This window comes from Actinokineospora bangkokensis (assembly GCF_001940455.1).
GTDB classification, from domain to species: Bacteria; Actinomycetota; Actinomycetes; order Mycobacteriales; family Pseudonocardiaceae; genus Actinokineospora; species Actinokineospora bangkokensis.
The window spans coordinates 191,146-210,530 of sequence record NZ_MKQR01000002.1; the positions used below are offsets into that span (position 1 = coordinate 191,146).

A 19,385-nucleotide genomic window follows, 5' to 3' on the forward strand; every position below is an offset into this window, starting at 1 on the left:
GCCGGGCGGTCACTCGAACGGCAGCAGCTCGGCCCGCTTCGGCGACCGCCCGTCCCCGGACGACCGCCCGGTGACCCGCCGCCCGATCCACGGCCCGAGGTGCTTGCGCGCCCACCGCAGGTCAGCGGCCACCCGCTCCCGCAGCGGCTGGGCGGGCGAGGGTGGCACCGGCTCGTCCCAGTCGAACTCCGGCGGCAGCCCCAGCGCGCGCAGCACGGCCTCGGCCACCCGCCGGTGCCCCTCGGCGTTGAGGTGGATGCGGTCCTCGGCCCACAGCTCCGGCGCGTCGAACACCCGGGAGGAGAACAGGTCCACCACCACCGCGTCGTGCTTGTCCGCCAGCGCGTCCACGGTGGCAAGCAGGCGGTGGACCCGGGGCAGCAGCCGCGCCCCGCCGCGCATCCGGCGGGAGGGGTCGATCACCCGGATCAGCACCAGCCGCCCGCACGAGGCGGCCAGGCCGTCCGCGATGCGGGTGACCTGGCCGGTCACGGCGTCGAGGTCGCAGCCGGGCCGCATGACGTCGTTCATGCCGCCCGCGAAGCACGCGAGGTCGGCGCCCATCGCCTGCGCCGGGGCGAGCTGCTCGTCGGCGATCTGGCGGACGAGCTTGCCGCGGACGGCGAGGTTGGCGTAGCGGAACCCGGGGGTCAGCGCGGCCAGGCGGGCGGCGACGAGGTCGGCCCAGCCCCGGCAGGTGCCGTCGGGCAGGTCGTCGGACATGCCCTCGGTGAAGGAGTCACCGAGGGCCACGAGGCTGGTGTGCGTGTTCATCTCGCCGGTGAGGCTACTTCGCTTGCAGGTCGCACCTACCGGGGTGGTGACCGACACCGCAGGGGAGCCGGGCACACAGGAGGAATCAACGCAGGAGGAATCCATGCAGGAGCGATCCACGCAGGAGGAATCCGCGCAAGAGGGATCGACGCGGAAGGAATCGGGCACGGGGGTCGTTGTGCTGGGCATGGCGAGCGAGCGGGAGCGCGCGGGGCGGGTGTTCGACACCGCGGTCATCGGTGCGGGGCAGGCCGGGCTGTCGACGGCGTACTTCCTGCGGCGGGCGGGGTTGGACTTCGTCGTGCTCGACGCCAACCCCGGGCCGGGCGGGGCGTGGCAGCACCGCTGGCCGAGCCTGCGGCTGGGGAAGGTGCACGGCATCCACGACCTGCCGGGCATGGCCCTGCCGCACGCCGACGACTCCCGGCCCGCCTCGGAGGTCGTGGGCGCGTACTTCGGCGCCTACGAGCGCGAGTTCGACCTGCCCGTCGTGCGGCCGGTGCGCGTCACGGCCGTGCACGACGACGGCGCGGTGTTCACCGTCGAGGCCGAGCAGGGCACGTGGCGGGCGCGGACGCTGGTCAGCGCCACCGGCACGTGGGATCGGCCCTTCTGGCCCCGCTACCCGGGGCAGGAGACGTTCCGGGGCACCCAGCTGCACACCGCCGACTACCGGGGCCCCGAGCAGTTCGCGGGCAAGCGCGTCGTCGTGGTGGGCGGCGGCGCGTCCGGCGTTCAGGCCCTGATGGAGCTGGCGCCCGGGGCCGCGGCGACCACCTGGGTCACCCGGCGGCCGCCGGTGTGGCGGGACGGGCCGTTCACCCCCGAACTCGGGCGCGAAGCGGTGGCGATGGTGGAGGACGCCGTGCGCGAGGGGCGCCCGCCCGCCAGCGTGGTGAGCGTGACCGGGCTGGTGCGCACGCCGGAGGTGATCGCCGCCCAGGAGTCCGGGGTGCTCACCCGGCTGCCCGTGTTCGACCGCGTCACCCGGGACGGAGTGGCGTGGGACGACGGGCGGTTCGTCGCCGCCGACACGATCCTGTGGGCCACCGGTTTCCGGCACTCCCTCGACCACCTGGCACCGCTGCACCTGCGCGCCCCCGGCGGCGGCATCACCATGGACGGCACCCAGGTCGCGGGCCACCCGCGCCTGCACCTGGTCGGGTACGGACCGTCCGCCAGCACCATCGGCGCCACCCGCGCGGGCCGGGCCGCCGCCGCCGCGCTCAAGCGGTTGGCCGCGTCGACCGCGCTGCCGACCGGCTGACGGCTATCGTGGGCCCCACCCGGGAGCGGAGGGGGTCCAATGACGGACGCGGCACTGGCGGCGAGGCTCACCGAGATCACCGGGGGCCCGACCACCCCGGGCCCCGACGACGGGCACGACGAGTGCCTGACCGTGGCGGGCCGCGAGCCCGCGCACGTCGTCCGCCCGGAGACCGCCGAGCAGGTCGCCGCCGTGCTCAAGGCCGCCAGTGAGGCGGGCACGCCGGTCACCGCGCGCGGGTCCGGCACCGGCCTGTCCGGGGCGGCCGTGCCCAGCCCGGGCGGGATCGTGGTCTCGTTCGAGCGGATGAACGCGGTGCTGGAGATCGACACCGACAACCACGTCGCCGTCGTCCAACCCGGGGTCACCCTGCAGGAGCTCGACGCGCGCACCGCCGAGCACGGGCTGGTGTACCCGGTCTACCCCGGTGAGCTGAGCGCCAGCCTCGGCGGGAACATCGCCACCAACGCGGGCGGCATGCGCGCGGTCAAGCACGGCGTCACCCGCCACCACGTCCTCGGCCTGCAGGCGGCCCTGCCCACCGGCGAGCTGATCCGCACCGGCGGCAAGTTCGCCAAGGCCAGCACCGGCTACGACCTCACCCAGCTCATCGTCGGCTCGGAGGGCACGCTCGCCCTGGTCACCGAGGCGGTGCTCAAGCTGCAACCGCGCGTGGCGCACCAGGCCACCGTGCTCGCGCCGTTCGCCGGGCTGCCCGAGGTGACCCGCGCGGTGCCGCGGGTGGTGGGCAGCGGGTTGCAGCCGCAGGTCCTGGAGTACATCGACGGCATGACGATGGCGGCGATCACCCACACGGCCGACCTCCAGCTGGGCATCCCCGACGCCGTGCGCGAGTCCGCCCAGGCGTACCTGGTGGTGGTGCTGGACGGGCGCACCCAGGAACGGCTCGACGAGGACGTGGAGGCGGTCGCGCAGCTGCTGTCCGAGCTGGGCGCGGTCGACGCCTACGTGCTGCCCGCCGGGTCGGCGCGCAAGCTCATCGAGGCCCGCGAGCGCGCCTTCTACACCGCCAAGGCCGCGGGCGCCGACGACATCATCGACACCGTGATCCCGCGCGCCGCCCTGCCCGAGTTCATGACCAGGGTCACCGCGATCGCCCAGGCGCACCAGACGTTCGTGATCGGCTGCGGGCACGCGGGCGACGGCAACGTCCACCTCGCGGTGTTCCAGAAGGACACCGCGACGCGGTCCACCGTGCTGCACGAGCTGTTCGCCGCCGCGATGGCCCTGGGCGGGGCCATCTCCGGCGAGCACGGCATCGGCCACGCCAAGCGCGAGCACTTCCTGGCCCTGGAGGACCCGGCCAAGGTCGAGCTGATGCGCAGGCTCAAGCAGGCCTTCGACCCCGCGGGCGTGCTTAACCCCGGTGTCCTGCTCTGACGCCCGAAACGCACTGACCCCCGACGAGACCAGCACCCCTCCCCTCCGGCCGAAGGACGACATGAACGGCGCCCAGTCCCTGATCCGCACCCTCGTCGACTCGGGCGTGGAGGTGTGCTTCGCCAACCCCGGCACCTCGGAGATGCACTTCGTGGCCGCCCTCGACGACGTCCCGGAGATGCGCGGTGTGCTCGCGCTGTTCGAGGGGGTCGTGACCGGCGCCGCCGACGGCTACGCCCGGATGGCGGGCAAGCCCGCGGCCACCCTGCTGCACCTGGGCCCCGGCCTGGCCAACGGCGGCGCGAACCTGCACAACGCGCGCAAGGCGCACACGCCGATCGTCAACGTCATCGGTGACCACGCGCTGCCGCACAAGCCGCTCAACGCCCCGCTGGAGTCCGATGTGGAGACCCTGGCGGCGTGGACGGAGGGCTGGACGCGCACCACCACCGACACCGCGCGGGTGGGTGCGGACGCCGCCGAGGCCGTCGCCGCCGCGGCCGCCGGGCGCATCGCGAACCTGATCCTGCCCGCCGACGTGTCGTGGGGCGAGGGGGGAGTGGTGGCCGACCCCGCCCCGATCGCGGCCCCGCTGCTCGTCGAGGACCCGGTGCTGGCGGCCGCGGCGGACGCGCTGCGCTCGGGGGAGTCGACCGCGCTGCTGCTCGGCGCCGCGGGCTGCCTGGAGCGCGGGTTGCGCGCCGCGTCCCGCATCGCCGCCGCGACCGGCGCCAAGGTGCTCGCGGAGGTCTTCCCGGCCCGCATCCAGCGCGGCGCGGGCCTGCCCGCCGTGGAGCGCCTGGGGTACCTGGCCGAGCAGGCGCAGTGGCAGCTCACCGGCGTCAAGCACCTGCTCCTGGCGGGCATGGCGGCGCCGGTGTCGTTCTTCGCCTACCCGGGCAAGGCCTCCGAGCTGACCCCCGAGGGCTGCGCGGTGCACACCGTGGCGACCCCGGCCGACGACGTCGCGGACGCCCTGGAGCGCCTGGCGGACCTGGTCGCCCCCGGCACCGAGCCGGTGCTGGCCGAGCCGTCGCGGCCCGCGCTGCCCACCGGTGAGCTGACCCTGCAGAACTGGGTGGAGGTCATCGGCGCCCTGCTGCCCGAGGGCGCGATCATCTCCGACGAGGCGCAGACCTCCGGCCTGGTGCTGCCCGCCGCCACCGCGGGCGCCCCCCGCCACGACGTGCTCACCCTCACCGGGGGGTCCATCGGCCAGGGCCTGCCGGTGGCCGTCGGCGCGGCGGTCGCCTGCCCCGACCGGCCCGTGGTGTGCCTGCAGGCCGACGGCTCGGCCATGTACACGATCTCGGCGCTGTGGACGATGGCCAGGGAGAACCTCGACGTCACCACGGTCATCCTCAACAACCGCGCCTACGCGATCCTGCGCGTCGAGCTGTCCCGGGTGGGCGCCGAGTCCGCGGGCCCGGTGGCCCGGTCGCTGCTCGACATCGGCACCCCCGACCTGGACTTCGTCAAGCTGGCGGAGGGCATGGGCGTCCCGGCCAGCCGGGCGACGACGGCGGAGGAGCTGGCCGAGCAGTTCCGCCGGGCGCTGGCCGAGCCCGGCCCGCACCTGATCGACGCCGTCATCCCGCCGCTGATGTGACCCCGGTACCCCGCTGACGCCGAGGGGTGGGGATTGCGCCCGGGGCCATGATGGGTCGGAGCGCGGGCCGGCGGGCCTGCGGGAGCGGGGAGGCGCCATGGCGGGGCCGGGCGGGGGCAGGCGGGTGGTGAGCCGGGAGCAGGTGGTGCGCGGCGCCTGCCGGTTCTTCCTGCAGCACGGCACGGTGGACATGGACCGGTTGGCGGTGGGCCTGGCCATCAGCCGGGCCACGCTGTACCGGGTGGTGCGCGGGCGCGACGGCCTGCTCGCGGACGTGCTCTGGCTGCTGGGCGAGCGGGCCTTGGCGCGGGCGCGGCGCGAGCGCAGGCGCGGCGGGGTCGACGGCGTCCTGGAGGTGACCCGGCGGTTCGTCGACCAGCTGCGCCAGGCCGGGCCGTTCCGGGAGTTCCTGCGCGGTGAGCCGGAGACGGCCGCCCGGGTGCTGTTCAACGCCGCGGGCGGGGTTCACCGGCGGGCGGTGCTGGCGCAGCGGGACATCCTGCGCGAGGTGCGCGGTCCCGCTGAGGCGTGGCCGGACCTCGACCAGCTCGCCTACCTCTACGTCCGCATCGTCGAGTCGGTGCTCTACGCCGAGCTGTTCGGCGGTGTCGCGGTCGACCCGGACGTGGCCGAGCAGGCCGCCAGGGCGGTGCTGCGGCCCGCGGGCTGAGGTCTGCGACAGCGGTCTCACGATCGGCGCGCGTCCTGGTGCGCAGCGTCAGGGGCCGGCTACTTTCCGGTGGTCCCCTTCCCCAACGCCGCGGGAGCCGGAATGCCGCTCCGCCCTCAGCACCGCGTCGGCCTGGCCGTGGCCGCGCTCGCCCCGCCCGTCGACGACCTCCCCCGTGCCCGGTGGGCCGGGGTCGAGCGGCTGCGCGGGCGCGGCCCCACCCGACGCGGCAGCCCCGCCGCCGGGGCCTGCACTGTCCATTCAGGATTTTCCATTCCCGCCGACGAGCGGGAGAACCTGCGCGAGGCCGTGCACAGCGGCGTCGGGCTGCCCACCCACCACGGAGGAGGAGCATGAACGCCATGACACCGCGCCGGTGGCGCCGAGCGGGGGTGGTCGCCTGCCTGCTGGCGCTCGTCGCCACCGCGCTGACCGCGGTCGCCCCGGCGGGCGCCGCGACCGCGCCGAGCGGGTTCGCCCCGGTCGTGTTCGTGCACGGCCAGCAGGGTTCCGCCCAGCAGTGGCAGTCCAACGCCAAGCGCTTCTCGGTCAACGGGTACGCCGACGACCTGCTCCACGCCTATGAGTACGACTCCAGCATCACCACCGACGACCAGGCGATCGCGGGCCTCGACGAGTTCATCGCGGGCGTGCGCGCCCGCACCGGCGCGCCCCAGGTGGACCTCATCGCCCACTCCAGGGGCACGGGGATCGCGCAGGCCTACCTCGGCACGCCCGCGCGGGCGGCCACGGTGCGCCGGTACGTCAACGTCGACGGGCGCACCAGCGCCACCCCGCCCGGCGGCGTGCCGACGCTCGCGCTCTGGAGCAGCCTGCAACCCAACGGGTCCATCGGCGGCGCGACCAACGTGCACCTGCCGAACTCGGCGCACACCGAGTCGACCACCTCGGCCGAGGGTTTCGGGCACATCTTCCGGTTCCTGCGCGACCGGCCCGCCACGACCACCGCGGTGCTGCCCGAGCTGCCCGGGCAGGTCGTGATCGCGGGGCGGGCGGCGCTCTACCCGCAGAACCGGGGGCTCGTCGGCCAGCTGCGGGTCTGGCTGCTCGACGACCGCACCGGCGCCCGGGTCGGGGCGCCCGCGCACTCGGTGACGACCGGCGCGGACGGCTCGTTCGGCCCGCTGCGGGTGGACGGCCGCGCGCACTACGAGGCCGAGCTGGTGCGCCCGGGGGAGCTGGTGCACCACTTCTACTTCGAGCCGTTCGAGCGCTCGGACCGCTTCGTGCGGTTGCCGGTCGCGAGCCCCGGCGGCGTCGCCGACCAGGTCGACCGGTGCCCCGGCCACTCCGCCTTCACCGTCATCCGCAACCGCGAGTGGTGGGGCGACCAGCTCGCCCCGGGCGCCGACGACCGGCTGCGGTTCGACGGCGTGGACGTCGTCACCGCCGCCACCGCCCCGCGGCTGCGCCAGGTGATCGGGGCCTTCGTCTTCGACGACGGCTGCGACGGGGTCTCCGCGCCGGGGCTGGTGCTGCCCCCGTTCGCCCTGCTGCCGTTCGTGACCGGCACGGACCTGCGGGTGCCCGCCCAGCCCGACGCCGGGCGCACCGTCCGGGTCACCGAGACCGTGCGCGGCAGCGGCGGCGCGACCCGCACGATCGCGGCGCGGAACTGGCCGTCGGACCAGCACTCGATCACCGTGCAGTTCAAGGACTACGTCGACATCGGCTAGCGGGCCTGCCCGGCGGCCCCGGGGGGACACCCGTCCCCCCGGGGCCGCCGCGCGCTGTCAGGGCTTGCGGGCCACGCCCGCCCAGACGACGGCCTCGCTGGGGTCGGCGAAGGAGATGCGGGGGGCGTTGGGGCCGGTCTCCTCGGGGCGCCACTGCGGGGTCCACACCATGCCGGGGTCGAGCAGCTCGAAGTCGCCCATGAGCGCGGAGATCTCCGGGCGCGAGCGCCAGATGCCCCGGCTGGCCGAGGACCGGTCGTACATCTCGCGCAGGGCCACCAGCTTCTCGTCGAGCGCGGGCGGGACCCCGTCGTCGCTGATGTGGGAGATGCCCAGGTAGGAGCCGCTGGGCAGCAGCTCGCGGTAGCGGGCGACGCACTCGGCGCCGATGTCGTCGCCGTCCGGGCCGGGCTGGAACACGTGCAGCACGGCGATGAGCAGCAGGGCGACGGGCTGCTCCGGGTCGAGGATGCCGGTGGCGCAGGCCTCGGCCCACAGCTTGTCCGGCTCGCGCAGGTCGCCGGAGATGACGGCGTTGTTGTCCCGCGAGCCCTCCTCGTCGAGCAGGATCTCCGCGTGCGCGACCGCCACCGGCTCGTTGTCGACGTAGACCACCCGCACGTCGTCGCTGATCTCCCTGGCGACCTGGTGGGTGGCCCCCGCGGTGGGCACGCCCGCGCCGATGTCGAGGAACTGGCGCACGCCGAGCTTGGTCAGGTGCCGCACGAGCCGGTTGAGGAACAGCCGGTTGGCCAGCGCCACGTCGCGGATCAGCGGGAACTGGGCCAGCACCCGGTTGCCGAACTCGCGGTCGACGGCCCAGTTGGCGGTGCCGCCGAGGTAGTAGTCGTAGACCCGGGCCACGCTGGGCCGGTCGAGGTCGATGCCCGCTGGGGGGATCGGGTCGGAGAGGTCGTCTCGCACGGGTGCTCCCGGGTTGTGCTGCGCGGCGGGTGGGGCTGGGTGGGTCTGGGACCCGGTGGGGCTGGGTGGGTCAGGCGGGGGTGATCGGGGGTGACCGGGTGGGGCGGTCAGTCGACCATGGCGCGGAGGAAGTCCGCGGAGGCCTCCCGGTCGAGGGCGGCCTCGGCGATGCGCTGCCACTCGGTGCGGTAGGCGTTGAGCTTGGCGGTGCTGGTGATGGTGCGCGCGTCGCCGGGCAGTTCGATGTAGGCGAAGCTCTCCGGGTCGCCGCCGCGGAAGTCCAGCAGGGTGAACCCGGAGTGCACGTGCGAGAGCGGCGCCTCGTAGGGCAGCACCCGCAGGTCGAGGTTGGGGTGGGCGGCGACCATGGACAGCAGGTGCTCCACCTGGTCGAGCACCAGGCCCCTGGTGCGCCCGCCGGGCAGCCGCTGCAGGCACGACGGGCTGAGCACCGCGCGGTAGGCGGGCGGGTCGGCGGTCGTGAAGATCTCCCGCCGCGCCTGCCTGCGCCGGAACCGCTCGGTGACCGCCGACTGGGTCACCCCGCCGCGCCAGGCGACCTCGAACTGCTTGAGCATGTACCGCTCGGACTGCAACGGGCCGGGGATGCGCTCGGTGTGCCAGCTCAGGATGGTCTCCGCGGTGGACTCCAGGTCCACCAGCAGCGCGAACTCGTCGGTCTCCTGCAGCCCGGAGCGCATCCGGCGCTCGCTGAGCCGCTCGGCGAGCAGCACCATCTCCTTGGCCTCGGCGTCGGGGGTGGCCAGCACCCGCAGCATCAGCCGCAGCTCCTCGGCCTTGACCCCGACCTTGGCCGCCTCGATCTTCTGCACCTTGCTCTGCGTGCAGCCCAGGTGCTCGGCCAGCTCGGCCTGGGTCATCGACCCGGCCTGCCTGGCGGCCTGGATGCGGCGGGCGAGGGCCCGGCGCGCGGCGTTGTCCTGCACCCGGTCTCCACCTTCCCGGTCCGGCCGACCACAGCCGGTCCAGGGTATATGACGGTGGGTAGTGCAGCCGTGCCCGGTCGTGGCCGTACATCACCCGGCGGTGCTGCCGATTAATCGGTTCCACCACCCTGCGTCGTGATTCCGCGCACCGGTGTGCTCCGCGTGACGGGGTTCAGCGCATTCTCAACGAATCCACAAATCCGGCCCACGCGCTGTGCCGAAACGTCAGCGTGCCGCGGCCCCGGTTCTTGGAATCGCGCACGTCGGCCCCGCCCGCGGTCCGCGGCCGCACCTCGACGCAGTCGCCGTTGGGCTCGCACTGCCCCGCCGCGCGCCACGCGCGGTGGGTGCGGGCAGCGCCGCCCTCGTCAGACGTCATCCTGGCTCCCACTCGAAAGGGTGTCCCTCAACAGGATTAATCCTGCCAGTGGAATAATCGGAGCGCAACGGTGGGTGAGCTGACCCACGCTCTGCGTGACGACATCTCCCCGATGACGTGATCATCCCGCCGATCGTCCACCACTGCCCGCCCACGTCCGGTGGCTGGTCGGGGAAACAACGCTGGCGACCGGTCGGTGTCAATTCCGGGGCCGGAATAATCCGCTGGGACGCCCCATCGCCGCGGGTGCGATCGGTGTACTACCGTTGCGCTCCGGTGGCACCGCATTCAACGGCGAATCCGCGGGATTATCGCTTTTCCACACCCGGTCGCGCATTCCGCGAGCAGTTCCGGGCCGCGCCGCGGTGCCGCCACGACCGAGCGACCGACGAGCGAGGACGACATGGACCGCAGACCGCCGCGCCCGGGGACCGCGGGCCCCACCTGGGTGCTGGCCCCCGCGGCGCGCGACACCGACCGCGTGACGGCCGCGCTGCGCGCCTCCGCCGAACCGGGCCCGCACCCCGGTCGGCCCACCCCCGTGCGCGACGGCCTCCCGCAGCTGCTGCGCTCGCTGCGCGCCGCCCTGCGCCCGCTGCCCGCCCCGCCGCCCGTCCCCGTCCTCGGGCAGCGCCGCAGGCGCGCGCCCGCGCGCGTGCCCTCCCTGGGACGGCCGCCCGCGGGCGGCCGCGAAGCCGCCTGACCCCGTCGCCACGACGGCGGGGCCTGGCAGGCCGCCCGGTGGGGTCCGCGCGCGCGGGCGCCCCCGACCACGGCCGTCGGGGGCGCCCGCACCAGCGAGGACCGGACAGCGCGACGCCGCCGCTCCCCGGGGGGAGCGGCGGCGTCGCGCGTGGTCGGGCCGGGGTCAGCGACCCAGGTCGATGCCGATCGAGATGAGCCCGTTGAGGTTGAGGTCGAGCAGGCCGTTGAGGTCGAGCACCAGGCCGAGGCCGAGGGTGCCGCCCACGCTGCCGCCGATGCCGATCCCCACGCCGATGCCCTGCGTGGAGACGTTCGCGGTCGTGGTGGTGACCGCGCCGGTGTCGGCCGAGGCGGTGCCCGCCGCCAGGCCGATGGCCAGGGCCGTGGTGCCCGCGATCAGGCCCAGTCGAGTCGCTGTGCGCATTCTGCTTGCTCCCCTTCGCTGACGGTGACGTCGAGGTCGAGCCTGGCAGAGCGGCGAACGCGCGGACGAGCCCTCGATCGTGTGACCACTGTGGAGCGAAGTCGGAACCGGTGACGGCCGCGCTCTGCGGCTCGTGCCCCAACAAAGCGGTGGCGCACCGCGACAACCGCGCGGTGCGCCACCTGGTAGTGCTACTCCGGTCGTGGGTCCGCCGGTCGGGGACGACTGTCCACTGCGGATACCCCTGCCCGGTGCTCCGTCCCCGGGACCGGTCCCGTCACTCCTCGACCGGCGGCCGGTCGGCCACCGCGCGCCTGCCCGCCTCGCGGACCTCGAAGACCTCGGACGCCAGGTCCCCGATCTCGCGGATGACGCCCACCACCGCGCCGGTGATGATCTGCGCGATCCGGCCGACGTGCTCGGCGGTCGACTCCGCGATCTCCTGCACCACGTCCTTGGCCGTCTCCTGCTCGCTCAGCACGGCAGCCCCCTCACGCCACGCGCAGCGCGCGGCCGTCCTTGCCCCCGCGCTCGGGGGTCGACGGCTTGGCCCAGAACCGGTCCGGCAGCGCCAGCTTGACGATCTTGGCCGCCACCGAGCCCAGCTGCTTGCCCAGGCCGCCGGTGTTGTAGGGCAGGCCGTACTTCTCGCAGATCGCCCGCACCTCGGCGGCGATCTGCGGGTAGCGCCGCGCCGGGATGTCCGGGAACAGGTGGTGCTCGATCTGGTGGGACAGGTTGCCGGTCATGATGTGGAACAGCGGGCTGCCGGTGATGTTCGCCGAGCCCAGCATCTGCCGGAAGTACCACTCGCCCCGGGTCTCGTCCTCGGTCTCCTCCTGGGTGAAGCTCTGCACCCCGGTGGGGAAGTGCCCGCAGAAGATGATGGAGAAGGCCCAGATGTTGCGCACCAGGTTCGCCGTGGCGTTGGCCGTCAGCGTCGACAGGAACTGCGGGCCGCTCAGCGCCGGGAACAGCACGTAGTCCTTGAGCACCTGCTTGAGGCCCTTGTGCCACATCCGGCGGCGCACCCCCGCGGTCTCCGACCACTTCTTGCGGCCGGTGCGCAGGTTGTCCACCTCCAGGTCGTGCAGCATGACGCCCCACTGGAAGAACAGCATCAGCATCGTGGCGTACACCGGGTTGCCCAGGTAGTACGGCTGCCAGCGCTGGCCCTCGTCCATGCGCAGCACGCCGTAGCCGATGTCGCGGTCCTTGCCCACGATGTTGGTGTAGGTGTGGTGGACGAAGTTGTGCGAGTGCTTCCAGTTCTCGGCCGGGGCGACGGTGTCCCACTCGAACATCTTCGAGTTGAGCGCCGGGTCGCGCATCCAGTCGTACTGGCCGTGCATGACGTTGTGGCCGATCTCCATGTTGTCGAGGACCTTCGACAGCGAGAGCGCGACCGTGCCCGCCACCCAGGCGGGCGGGAAGGAGCTGGCCATCAGCAGGCCGCGGCCGGTGACCTCCAGAGCGCGCTGGACCTTGACCACGTCGTAGATGTACTTGCGGTCCTGCTCGCCCAGGTCGTCGAGCAGGCGCTGGCGCAGCGCGTCGAGGTCGCGGCCCAGCGCCTCGAACTGCTCCGGGGTCAGCCTGGGGTTCTTCGGGGTGCTCATGTCGGGTGGCTCCAGGGAACTCGGGGGCGGGCCGTCAGATGTCGATGTCCACGTCGCCCACCGGCACCGAGACGCACAGCTGGATCTCGGTGTCGGGGTCGGTGGACAGCTCGCCGTTGCGGGTGTCGCGGGTGCAGCCGGAGGTCTTGACCGAGGTGCAGGTGAAGCAGATGCCCATCCGGCAGCCGTAGGCCGGGCTGAGCCCGGCGGCCTCGGCCTGCTCCAGCAGCGTGCGCCCGGTGTTGGCCGCGGTGGTGCCCGACCGGCCGAAGGTGACCTCGCCGGTGGCGTCGGCGGCGTCGGTGGTGACCGGGGCGGGGGCGAAGTCCTCGGTGCGCAGCCGGTCGGCGGCGCCGAGCGCGGCGAACACCTCGCGGGCGCCCGCCATCAGCCCGGGCGGCCCGCACAGGTAGGTGTCGGCCTCGGCGAACCACGGCGCCGCCGCGCGCAGGTGCTCCTCGGTGAAGAACCCGCTCAGGTCGCCGCCGTCGACGTCGGTGTAGGCCAGCAGCAGCCGCACGTTGGGGTGGGCCGCGGCCAGTTCGCGCAGCTGCGCCAGGTACGGCACGTCGGCCTCGGTGTAGGCGTAGTGCAGGAACACGACCTCGCCGCGGTGGCCCTCGTCGCACAGCGTGCGCAGCATCGACATCACCGGGGTGATGCCGGACCCGCCGCTGATCAGCAGCACCCGGTCCGGCCGGGTGGCCGGGAGGGTGAACTCGCCCTCGGCGGGGGCGAGCTGGAGCACCAGCCCGGGGCGGGCGTTGGCGTGCAGCCAGCGGGAGACCACGCCGCGGTCGTGGGCCTTGACCGTCAGCTCGAACCGCCCGTCCGCGCTGTGCTCGGAGGTGGCGGGCGAGTAGCAGCGGGTGTGCCGGACGCCGTCGACCCGCACCCCCACCCGGACGAACTGCCCCGCGGTGAACCCGCGCCAGCGGCGGGTCGGGCGGATGGTCAGCGTCACCGAGTCCGCGGTGCTCCGGTGCACACGTGTCACCTCACCGCGCAGCTCGCGGATGGTGAGCATGGGGTGGACCAGCTCAAGGTACCTGTCGATGCCGTGCGGCGTCGCCAGGGCTTCGAGCAGGCCCAATCCGGGCAACCTGCGCTTGCGGTCCATCTGTGCGGTCACCGGGGTGTCCCTTCCTCCTGGGTCGCTCCGGGAGTTTCAGTGAACGTGCGTGCACCGAAAGCACAACGTGCGGCGACCGGGTGTGTCAACGCCTGCCCCGTGTGAGCTGACGAACAGTGCGCGCCTGCGACCCCGCCAACAGGGGCGATAGGCTCATCGGCGTGGCGGATGTGGCGAGCGCTGCCGGTACCCGGCAGGAGCGCAAGCGCCGCACGCGCCAAGCCCTGCTCGACTCGGCGCTGCGGCTGCTGGAGGACACCAGCCTGGCCGGGCTGAGCCTGCGCGAGGTGACCAAGGCCGCCGGGGTGGTGCCCACGGCCTTCTACCGGCACTTCCCGTCCATGGACGAGCTGGGCGTGGCCCTGGTGCAGGAGAGCATGCGCACCCTGCGGGCCATGCTGCGCACGGCCAGGGCCAAACCCGCCGACGACGCGATTCGCGGGTCGGTGGCGATTCTGGTCCGCCAGGTCGGCGACCACCAGCCGCATTTCCGTTTCCTGATCAGGGAGCGTTATGGCGGGGTGGCCGCGGTGCGCAAATCCATCGCCGGTGAGCTGCGGCTGCTGGGCAGCGAGCTGGCCACCGACCTCGCCCGCTACCCGGGCATGGGGCAGTGGGACCCCGAGGACCTGCGGATGGTCGCCGACCTCATGGTCGGGGCGATGTTGTCCGTGGTCACGGCGCTGCTCGACGTCTCCGGCGACCCGCGGGCGCTGGCCGAGGTCGTCGGCACGGCCGAGCAGCAGCTGCGCCTGATCGCGCTCGGCATGGCCCACTGGCGCCGTCCTCGCTAATTCGCCTGATCGCCGGTGGCGCGGTGCGCCGCCCTGCTCGCCGGGAATCGTACACAAATGCTTGTGATGGCCAACACAGCCTGACGTGAGAAATTCCGGCGGCGGACTTGTTGATCCGATAATCATCCAAACCGGGGTTGTTCTCGTCCCGGACGGCGCACGAAGTGAGCACTTTCGCCGTCGTCACCGGACTGTGGCCTGCGGCTGGTGTGCAGGCGGCGGTCGGCCGACTATGTTCGGCTCTCGGTGTCGCCGAGCGAGAGGGCGTGACGGGACGTGGACGACCAGCCCGCCGTCGAGCGGTCCGCCGAGCCGCCGCGGCTGCCGTACGAGCTGCACCCGCGGTGGCGGTGGTGGGGCGTCGGCCTGGGCCTGCTGGTGCTGCTGGTGTCGCTGTCGCTCATCGGCCTCGACGACGTGCTCGGCTTCGCCCTGGCCGGGGTGTTCATCGTGTTCAGCTTCGTGCTGATCGACACCTTCTACAACTCCGGCGTGCGGCTCACCGACGACGGCGTGGAGGAGCGCTCCGTCCTGGTGCGCTCCCGGGTGGTCGACTGGGACGACATCGTCGACGTGGAGGTGCCCGCCGGGCGCGTGCTGCGCAGGCCGGTGCTGCTCACCGGCGACGGCGAGCGGCTGTCGCTGTACTCGATGGCGTTCCTGAGCCTGGGTCGCGACACCGAGCCCCGCCGGGTGCGCAAGCTGCGCGCGACCGTCGACGAGATGGCGTGGGAGTACTACGACGAGGACACCGCTGGCGAGGAAACCGAGGGCGGGGAAACCGACCCCGGGGAAACCGGCGGCGACGAACCCGGGAGCGGTCCTGTGGATCACGTCGAGGAACCCGCGGACAAAATAGCGGACGAATCGGATATTCCGGAACGGGAATCCGAGGGGTCATCGGATCGGGCGCCCGAAAGCGAGCCGGTCGCGGAGAAGCAGCACAGCGAGTCGGCGAAGTAAGCACCCCCGACCGCGCGGGGGCAGACTGGGGGCATGACGAGGCCTGCGGTGCTCGACGCGGATGAGCTGGGCCTGTTCGGCCCGGACTCGGTCACCTGGCAGCTGCACGCCGACCCCGCCATGTGGCTCGGCGGCGTCCGCAGCCTCTACTTGCAGTCCCTGCACCCGCTGGCGGTCGCGGGCGTGGTGCAGAACTCCGACTTCCAGTCCGACCCGCTCGGCCGCCTCGTGCGCACCGCGGACTTCGTCGGCATCAGCACCTACGGCACCGTCGCCCAGGCGCAGGAGGCCGCTGCCCGAGTCCGCAAGGTGCACCGCACCCTGCGGGCCACCGACGAGGACGGCCGCCCCTTCCGCCTCGACGACCCCGAGCTGCTGCTGTGGGTGCACTGCGCGGAGGTGTCGTCCTTCCTCACCGCCTGCGGCCGCGCGGGCTACCCGCTGACCGCGGCCCAGGCCGACCGCTACCTCGACGAGCAGCGCGCCAGCGCCGAACTGGTGGGCCTCGACCCGCGCGAGGTGCCCGGCTCGGTGGAGCAGATGGCCGCCTACTTCCGCCGCGTGCACCCCACCCTGCGCCGCACCCCCGACAGCGACGTCATCTACGACTTCCTGCACCGCCCGCCGCTCACCGGCTGGCTGGCGCTGGGCGTGCGCGTCTACGAGCCGACGATCTCGCACCTGTCCTACTCGCTGCTGCCGCGCTGGGCCAGGGCACTGCACGGCCGGGCGGGCTACCCGGGGCCGCTGGCCACCGGGGCCGCCCGGGCGCTGCGCGCCGCGGCGCTGGCCATCCTGCCCAGGGTCCGCCGCGACGACTGGGAGGCCCAGCCCGCCTGGGTGGCCGCGGCCCGGCGGCTGGGCGACTGGGCCGTCCCCTCGCCCGCGCGGCTGCCCCGGCTCTGACCCCCGGCACGCGACCGGCGCCCACCCCCGGGCGGGGGCGGGCGCCGGTCGGGGGTGCTGTCAGCCGCCGTGGGCTTCCTGGAACTTGATGACCAGGGCCTGCGGGATGCGGCCGCGCTCGGCGATGGTCTCGCCCTGGCTGCGCGCCCACTCGCGGATGGCCTGGTTGTCGGCCTTCTCGCTGGCGGACGGCGACTTGCGCGCGCCGGGCTGCTTGGTGGCGGCCTTGCGGCCACCGGTGCGCCGGGCGTGGCCGACGTAGGGGGCCAGCGAGTCGCGCAGCCGGGCCGCGTTGTCACTGGACAGGTCGATGGTGAACTCGACGCCGTCGATGGCGAAGGCCACGGTCTCGTCGGCCTTTCCGCCGTCGAGGTCGTCGACGAGTTCGACAACGGTCTTCTGCGCCACGGTTTCCTCCGCGTGGTGTGGGGCGTTTTCCGCTGGGGCGCCGGGCGCATTCCCCCCGGTGGCGTCCCGACGTGGGCCCGCTATTGCGGGCGCTCACCCGGAAGCCTATCGGCAGCGCGCCGGTTCGTCCCCACAACCCACCGTGTGTCGTACGGGTATTAATCCGATCCGGTGTGGTGCTCACCGCCCGCGGCGCAATCCCGCTGGTGGGGCCGGAGCCGGGCCGCCGGGCATCACCGCAGGTCAGGGGCGTTCACAGGGAAAGCAGGTGGGTGAATTTCGGGGTGTTCCGCCGCAGAGTTCCCCGCTGCCCGGCCCGGCTGTGGCATTTCCGGCCGCCTGGCCCGCCGGAATGCCGGATAGGGTGGCGCCATGACGATCGACCTCACACCGTTCCCACGCGTCCCGCTGGGCCATTGGCCCACCCCGCTGGACGAGTGCCCGCGCCTGGGGGCGGAGCTGGGTGGCATTCGCCCCCTGCTCAAGCGCGACGACGTGGGCGGGGTCGGCGCCGGGGGCAACAAATTGCGCAAACTGGAGTTCCTGCTCGGCCGCGCGCTGGCCGACGGGGCCGAGCAGGTGATCACCTTCGGCGCGGTGCAGACCAACCACGGCAGGCAGACCGCGGCCGCCTGCGCCCGCCTCGGCCTGCGCTGCGACCTGGTCCTGACCAGGAGCGTCCCGATGTCGGGCGCGGCGTACGACGAGTCCGGCAACATCGCGCTCGACCACCTCTACGGCGCCGCGGTGCACCTGTGCGACGGCCCGGAGGAGACCGCGCAGGTGTACGCGAGCCTGGTCGCCGACGCCGAGCGGGCGGGCCGCACCACCGCCACCTTCCCCGTCGGCGGCTCCAGCGAGACCGGTGCCCTGGGCTACGTGGCCGCCACCATCGAGCTGTTCACCCAGCTCGACACCCTCGGCACCAGCGCCGACACCCTGCTCGTCCCGGTCGGCAGCGCGGGCACGGTCGCGGGCGTCGCCCTCGCCGCCGAACTGCTGGGCCGCCGGGTCCGGGTCGAGGCCGCGTGCATCTCCCACACCGCCGCCGAGTCCCGAGCCGACATCGAGCGCATCGCGAGCGCGACCGCCGCCCTGCTGGGCCACCCCGCCCCCACCCTCGACGCCCTCGTCCTCGACGACCGCGCGGTCGGCCCCGCCTACGGCGTGCCCACCCCGCAGATGTGGGAGGCCCTGCGCCTGTTCGCCCGCACCGAGGGCGTCACCCTCGACCCCGTCTACACCGGCAAGGCGGCCGCCTGCTTCCTCGACCGCGCCCGCACCGGCGAGTACCGCGAGGGGGAGACGGTCGTGTTCTTCCACACCGGTGGCCTGCCCGGCCTGTTCGCCTACGCCCCGCAGCTCCTGCAGGCCCTCTGAGCGGGGTCAGCTGCCCGCGTGCAGCTGCAACGCCTTGGTGGCGATGTCCTGGAGCGCGGGGTCCTCTGGAGTGGAGGCCTTGCCGAGCCACACGGCCTGCACGAGCTTGACGCTGTTGCCCTCCCGGCCGCTGGCGTAGGCGGCGGAGGTGAAGGTCGGCGCGGCCGTGCCGGGCCAGGCGACGCCCTCGGCGAGCTGGTCGCGGACCCCGCCCGCGCCGGGCCGGTCGGCCACGGCCTTGAGCTCGGCGCCGGTGGTGCTGTTGGTGAAGCGCAGCACCGACAGCAGCACGGCCGCCTTCGCGCCGTTCTTGCCGGAGGCCTCGTAGCGGGCGCGGATGAGCTTGGCGCAGCCGCTGCCCGCGGCGGTCGTGAGGTAGGCCTGCACGTCGCCGTAGGCGTGCGCGGCGCAGTCGGGGGCCTCGGCGCTGCCGCGGGCGGTGAAGCCCACGCCGCCCACGGGGATCGCGGTGCCGCTGGGCTGCGGGGCCCGGGCGCCGCGGACGTCGTCGTCGGCGGAGCTGATCGCCACGGCGATGCCGGTGACGAGCAGGACCGCCAGCAGCAGCACCGCCGCGATCGGCAGCCAGCGCACCGACCGCTGCCTGGGCTCGGCCGCCGCCTCGGACCGCCCGGTGGGCAGGTCGACCTTCGGGATGAACGTGGTGCTCGCCGCCGCGACCTCGCGGGTGACCACGTCGCCGAAGCCCTCGGCCACCAGGTCGGCGTGGTCGACCTGCACGCCCAGCGCGGAGAGCATGCGGCGGGCGTCGGTGGCCGGGCAGGTGCGGGTGTGGGTGGACAGCTCGCGCGCCGCGGCCAGCAGTGACCGGGGCTCCGGGTGCAGGATCCGCACCCCGCGCACCAGGTCGGCGGAGGGCTGCGCGACCTGGCCGACGTAGGGCCCCACCGCGACGACGGTGCCCATCGGCAGCGGCTCGGCCCGGGCGGCGTCGAGCGCGTCGGACACCGCGGAGGTGGCGGCGAGCGCGTCGACCGCGGGGTTCACCGGGCCGTCGGGCCGCACCAGCGGCCACCCGTCGGTCTTCCACTGCCCCGCCAGCGGCGCCTCCAGGCGCATCGCCGGGTCGGGCAGGTCGATCCCGACCACCACCACGACCGCGCGGGGCAGCAGCAGCACCGCCTCCACCGGGTCCGGGTGGTCCGGCGGCTGGTACCCCAGCAGCGCGACGCCGCCCGCGATGCCATCGCCCCGCCCCCACGACGCGAGCGCGGCGCGCAGGTCGTCCCCGACCGCGGACGCGGTGCCACCGAGCCGCAAGGTGCGCACCGCGGGTACCTCCCCAGTCGGGACCGTCACGTGAATACCACTGTCAGTGTGCGACACGGTATCCCGGGTGGCCACCACGCCCACGGGCGGCCCGCG

At 74.0% G+C, this 19,385-nt stretch carries 21 protein-coding genes; 11 read left to right on the plus strand and 10 right to left on the minus strand.

Going from position 1 to position 19,385, the window contains the following annotated elements; translation table 11 throughout:
• Positions 1-9 precede the first annotated feature (9 nt).
• Entirely contained in the window at positions 10-774 is a 765-nt protein-coding gene (locus BJP25_RS01430) for an SGNH/GDSL hydrolase family protein (protein ID WP_075972904.1), read from the minus strand.
• A gap of 187 nt (positions 775-961) precedes the next feature.
• Between BJP25_RS01430 and BJP25_RS01435 the strand changes: the two genes are divergently transcribed.
• From BJP25_RS01435 to BJP25_RS01455, 6 genes are all read left to right on the plus strand, one after another.
• The gene (locus BJP25_RS01435; RefSeq protein WP_075972951.1) at positions 962-2,041 is read left to right on the plus strand and encodes an FAD-dependent oxidoreductase; all 1,080 of its coding nucleotides are present in this window, start codon (positions 962-964) and stop codon (positions 2,039-2,041) included.
• A 39-nt stretch (positions 2,042-2,080) separates the two neighbouring features.
• Complete coding sequence (locus BJP25_RS01440; protein ID WP_075972905.1) at positions 2,081-3,442, plus strand: FAD-binding oxidoreductase; 1,362 nt, start codon at positions 2,081-2,083, stop codon at positions 3,440-3,442.
• A gap of 61 nt (positions 3,443-3,503) precedes the next feature.
• Complete coding sequence (locus BJP25_RS01445) at positions 3,504-5,051, plus strand: acetolactate synthase large subunit (RefSeq protein WP_075972906.1); 1,548 nt, start codon at positions 3,504-3,506, stop codon at positions 5,049-5,051.
• Positions 5,052-5,148: 97 nt separating this feature from the next.
• Positions 5,149-5,721, plus strand: coding sequence for a QsdR family transcriptional regulator (locus BJP25_RS32980; protein WP_143218820.1), 573 nt, complete (start codon positions 5,149-5,151; stop codon positions 5,719-5,721).
• A gap of 102 nt (positions 5,722-5,823) precedes the next feature.
• Complete coding sequence (locus tag BJP25_RS32985) at positions 5,824-6,078, plus strand: hypothetical protein (protein ID WP_143218821.1); 255 nt, start codon at positions 5,824-5,826, stop codon at positions 6,076-6,078.
• Entirely contained in the window at positions 6,075-7,418 is a 1,344-nt protein-coding gene (locus tag BJP25_RS01455; protein WP_143218822.1) for an alpha/beta hydrolase, read from the plus strand. Before BJP25_RS32985 ends, BJP25_RS01455 begins: the two co-directional genes overlap by 4 nt.
• Positions 7,419-7,475: 57 nt before the next feature.
• Here the strand turns inward: BJP25_RS01455 and BJP25_RS01460 are convergent, their stop codons facing one another.
• The 3 genes from BJP25_RS01460 to BJP25_RS01470 all read right to left on the minus strand — a co-directional run bounded on the left by BJP25_RS01460 (position 7,476) and on the right by BJP25_RS01470 (position 9,668).
• Entirely contained in the window at positions 7,476-8,342 is an 867-nt protein-coding gene (locus BJP25_RS01460; RefSeq protein ID WP_233157859.1) for an SAM-dependent methyltransferase, read from the minus strand.
• Positions 8,343-8,449: 107 nt separating this feature from the next.
• Complete coding sequence (locus BJP25_RS01465) at positions 8,450-9,289, minus strand: helix-turn-helix domain-containing protein (RefSeq protein ID WP_075972907.1); 840 nt, start codon at positions 9,287-9,289, stop codon at positions 8,450-8,452.
• Between the two features lie 172 nt (positions 9,290-9,461).
• A complete protein-coding gene (locus tag BJP25_RS01470) occupies positions 9,462-9,668 on the minus strand; it encodes a DUF397 domain-containing protein (RefSeq protein WP_075972955.1) in 207 nt (68 codons plus the stop codon).
• A 403-nt stretch (positions 9,669-10,071) separates the two neighbouring features.
• Between BJP25_RS01470 and BJP25_RS01475 the strand changes: the two genes are divergently transcribed.
• Positions 10,072-10,371, plus strand: a complete 300-nt coding sequence (locus tag BJP25_RS01475; RefSeq protein WP_075972908.1) for a hypothetical protein — start codon at positions 10,072-10,074, stop codon at positions 10,369-10,371.
• Between the two features lie 165 nt (positions 10,372-10,536).
• Here BJP25_RS01475 and BJP25_RS01480 read toward each other — a convergent pair whose 3' ends face one another.
• From BJP25_RS01480 to BJP25_RS01495, 4 genes are all read right to left on the minus strand, one after another.
• Positions 10,537-10,797, minus strand: a complete 261-nt coding sequence (locus BJP25_RS01480; protein WP_075972909.1) for a hypothetical protein — start codon at positions 10,795-10,797, stop codon at positions 10,537-10,539.
• Positions 10,798-11,074: 277 nt separating this feature from the next.
• On the minus strand, positions 11,075-11,278 hold the full coding sequence (locus BJP25_RS01485) for a hypothetical protein (protein WP_075972910.1): 204 nt from the start codon (positions 11,276-11,278) through the stop codon (positions 11,075-11,077).
• 10 nt (positions 11,279-11,288) lie between these two features.
• Positions 11,289-12,416 (minus strand): fatty acid desaturase family protein, encoded by a 1,128-nt coding sequence (locus tag BJP25_RS01490; protein ID WP_075972911.1) that lies wholly within the window; start codon positions 12,414-12,416, stop codon positions 11,289-11,291.
• 34 nt (positions 12,417-12,450) lie between these two features.
• The gene (locus BJP25_RS01495) at positions 12,451-13,548 is read right to left on the minus strand and encodes a ferredoxin reductase (protein WP_198943302.1); all 1,098 of its coding nucleotides are present in this window, start codon (positions 13,546-13,548) and stop codon (positions 12,451-12,453) included.
• Positions 13,549-13,709: 161 nt separating this feature from the next.
• Here BJP25_RS01495 and BJP25_RS01500 point away from each other — a divergent pair, with 161 nt between their 5' ends.
• From BJP25_RS01500 to BJP25_RS01510, 3 genes are all read left to right on the plus strand, one after another.
• Entirely contained in the window at positions 13,710-14,342 is a 633-nt protein-coding gene (locus BJP25_RS01500; RefSeq protein ID WP_233157860.1) for a TetR family transcriptional regulator, read from the plus strand.
• A 276-nt stretch (positions 14,343-14,618) separates the two neighbouring features.
• Positions 14,619-15,305 (plus strand): PH domain-containing protein, encoded by a 687-nt coding sequence (locus BJP25_RS01505; protein WP_075972913.1) that lies wholly within the window; start codon positions 14,619-14,621, stop codon positions 15,303-15,305.
• Between the two features lie 33 nt (positions 15,306-15,338).
• Complete coding sequence (locus tag BJP25_RS01510) at positions 15,339-16,211, plus strand: oxygenase MpaB family protein (protein WP_075972914.1); 873 nt, start codon at positions 15,339-15,341, stop codon at positions 16,209-16,211.
• Positions 16,212-16,271: 60 nt separating this feature from the next.
• On the opposite strand, the gene BJP25_RS01515 is transcribed toward BJP25_RS01510, so the two are convergent.
• Positions 16,272-16,619, minus strand: coding sequence for a histone-like nucleoid-structuring protein Lsr2 (locus tag BJP25_RS01515; protein WP_075972915.1), 348 nt, complete (start codon positions 16,617-16,619; stop codon positions 16,272-16,274).
• A gap of 372 nt (positions 16,620-16,991) precedes the next feature.
• Between BJP25_RS01515 and BJP25_RS01520 the strand changes: the two genes are divergently transcribed.
• A complete protein-coding gene (locus tag BJP25_RS01520) occupies positions 16,992-17,999 on the plus strand; it encodes a D-cysteine desulfhydrase family protein (RefSeq protein ID WP_075972916.1) in 1,008 nt (335 codons plus the stop codon).
• Positions 18,000-18,005: 6 nt separating this feature from the next.
• On the opposite strand, the gene BJP25_RS01525 is transcribed toward BJP25_RS01520, so the two are convergent.
• Positions 18,006-19,289: a hypothetical protein gene (locus BJP25_RS01525; RefSeq protein WP_075972917.1), complete on the minus strand. Its 1,284-nt coding sequence runs from the start codon at positions 19,287-19,289 to the stop codon at positions 18,006-18,008.
• Positions 19,290-19,385: the final 96 nt, after the last annotated feature.

What these genes read in the sequence shown, in the direction of transcription:
- BJP25_RS32985 (WP_143218821.1), top strand. Translation starts at nt 5,824, where the DNA reads ATGCCGCTCCGCCCTCAGCACCGCGTCGGCCTGGCCGTGGCCGCGCTC.
- BJP25_RS01430 (WP_075972904.1), bottom strand. Translation starts at nt 774, where the DNA reads ATGAACACGCACACCAGCCTCGTGGCCCTCGGTGACTCCTTCACCGAG.
- BJP25_RS01440 (WP_075972905.1), top strand. Translation starts at nt 2,081, where the DNA reads ATGACGGACGCGGCACTGGCGGCGAGGCTCACCGAGATCACCGGGGGC.
- BJP25_RS01490 (WP_075972911.1), bottom strand. Translation starts at nt 12,416, where the DNA reads ATGAGCACCCCGAAGAACCCCAGGCTGACCCCGGAGCAGTTCGAGGCG.
- BJP25_RS01435 (WP_075972951.1), top strand. Translation starts at nt 962, where the DNA reads ATGGCGAGCGAGCGGGAGCGCGCGGGGCGGGTGTTCGACACCGCGGTC.
- BJP25_RS01470 (WP_075972955.1), bottom strand. Translation starts at nt 9,668, where the DNA reads ATGACGTCTGACGAGGGCGGCGCTGCCCGCACCCACCGCGCGTGGCGC.
- BJP25_RS01455 (WP_143218822.1), top strand. Translation starts at nt 6,075, where the DNA reads ATGAACGCCATGACACCGCGCCGGTGGCGCCGAGCGGGGGTGGTCGCC.
- BJP25_RS01480 (WP_075972909.1), bottom strand. Translation starts at nt 10,797, where the DNA reads ATGCGCACAGCGACTCGACTGGGCCTGATCGCGGGCACCACGGCCCTG.
- BJP25_RS01510 (WP_075972914.1), top strand. Translation starts at nt 15,339, where the DNA reads ATGACGAGGCCTGCGGTGCTCGACGCGGATGAGCTGGGCCTGTTCGGC.
- BJP25_RS01520 (WP_075972916.1), top strand. Translation starts at nt 16,992, where the DNA reads ATGACGATCGACCTCACACCGTTCCCACGCGTCCCGCTGGGCCATTGG.
- BJP25_RS32980 (WP_143218820.1), top strand. Translation starts at nt 5,149, where the DNA reads ATGGCGGGGCCGGGCGGGGGCAGGCGGGTGGTGAGCCGGGAGCAGGTG.
- BJP25_RS01445 (WP_075972906.1), top strand. Translation starts at nt 3,504, where the DNA reads ATGAACGGCGCCCAGTCCCTGATCCGCACCCTCGTCGACTCGGGCGTG.
- BJP25_RS01475 (WP_075972908.1), top strand. Translation starts at nt 10,072, where the DNA reads ATGGACCGCAGACCGCCGCGCCCGGGGACCGCGGGCCCCACCTGGGTG.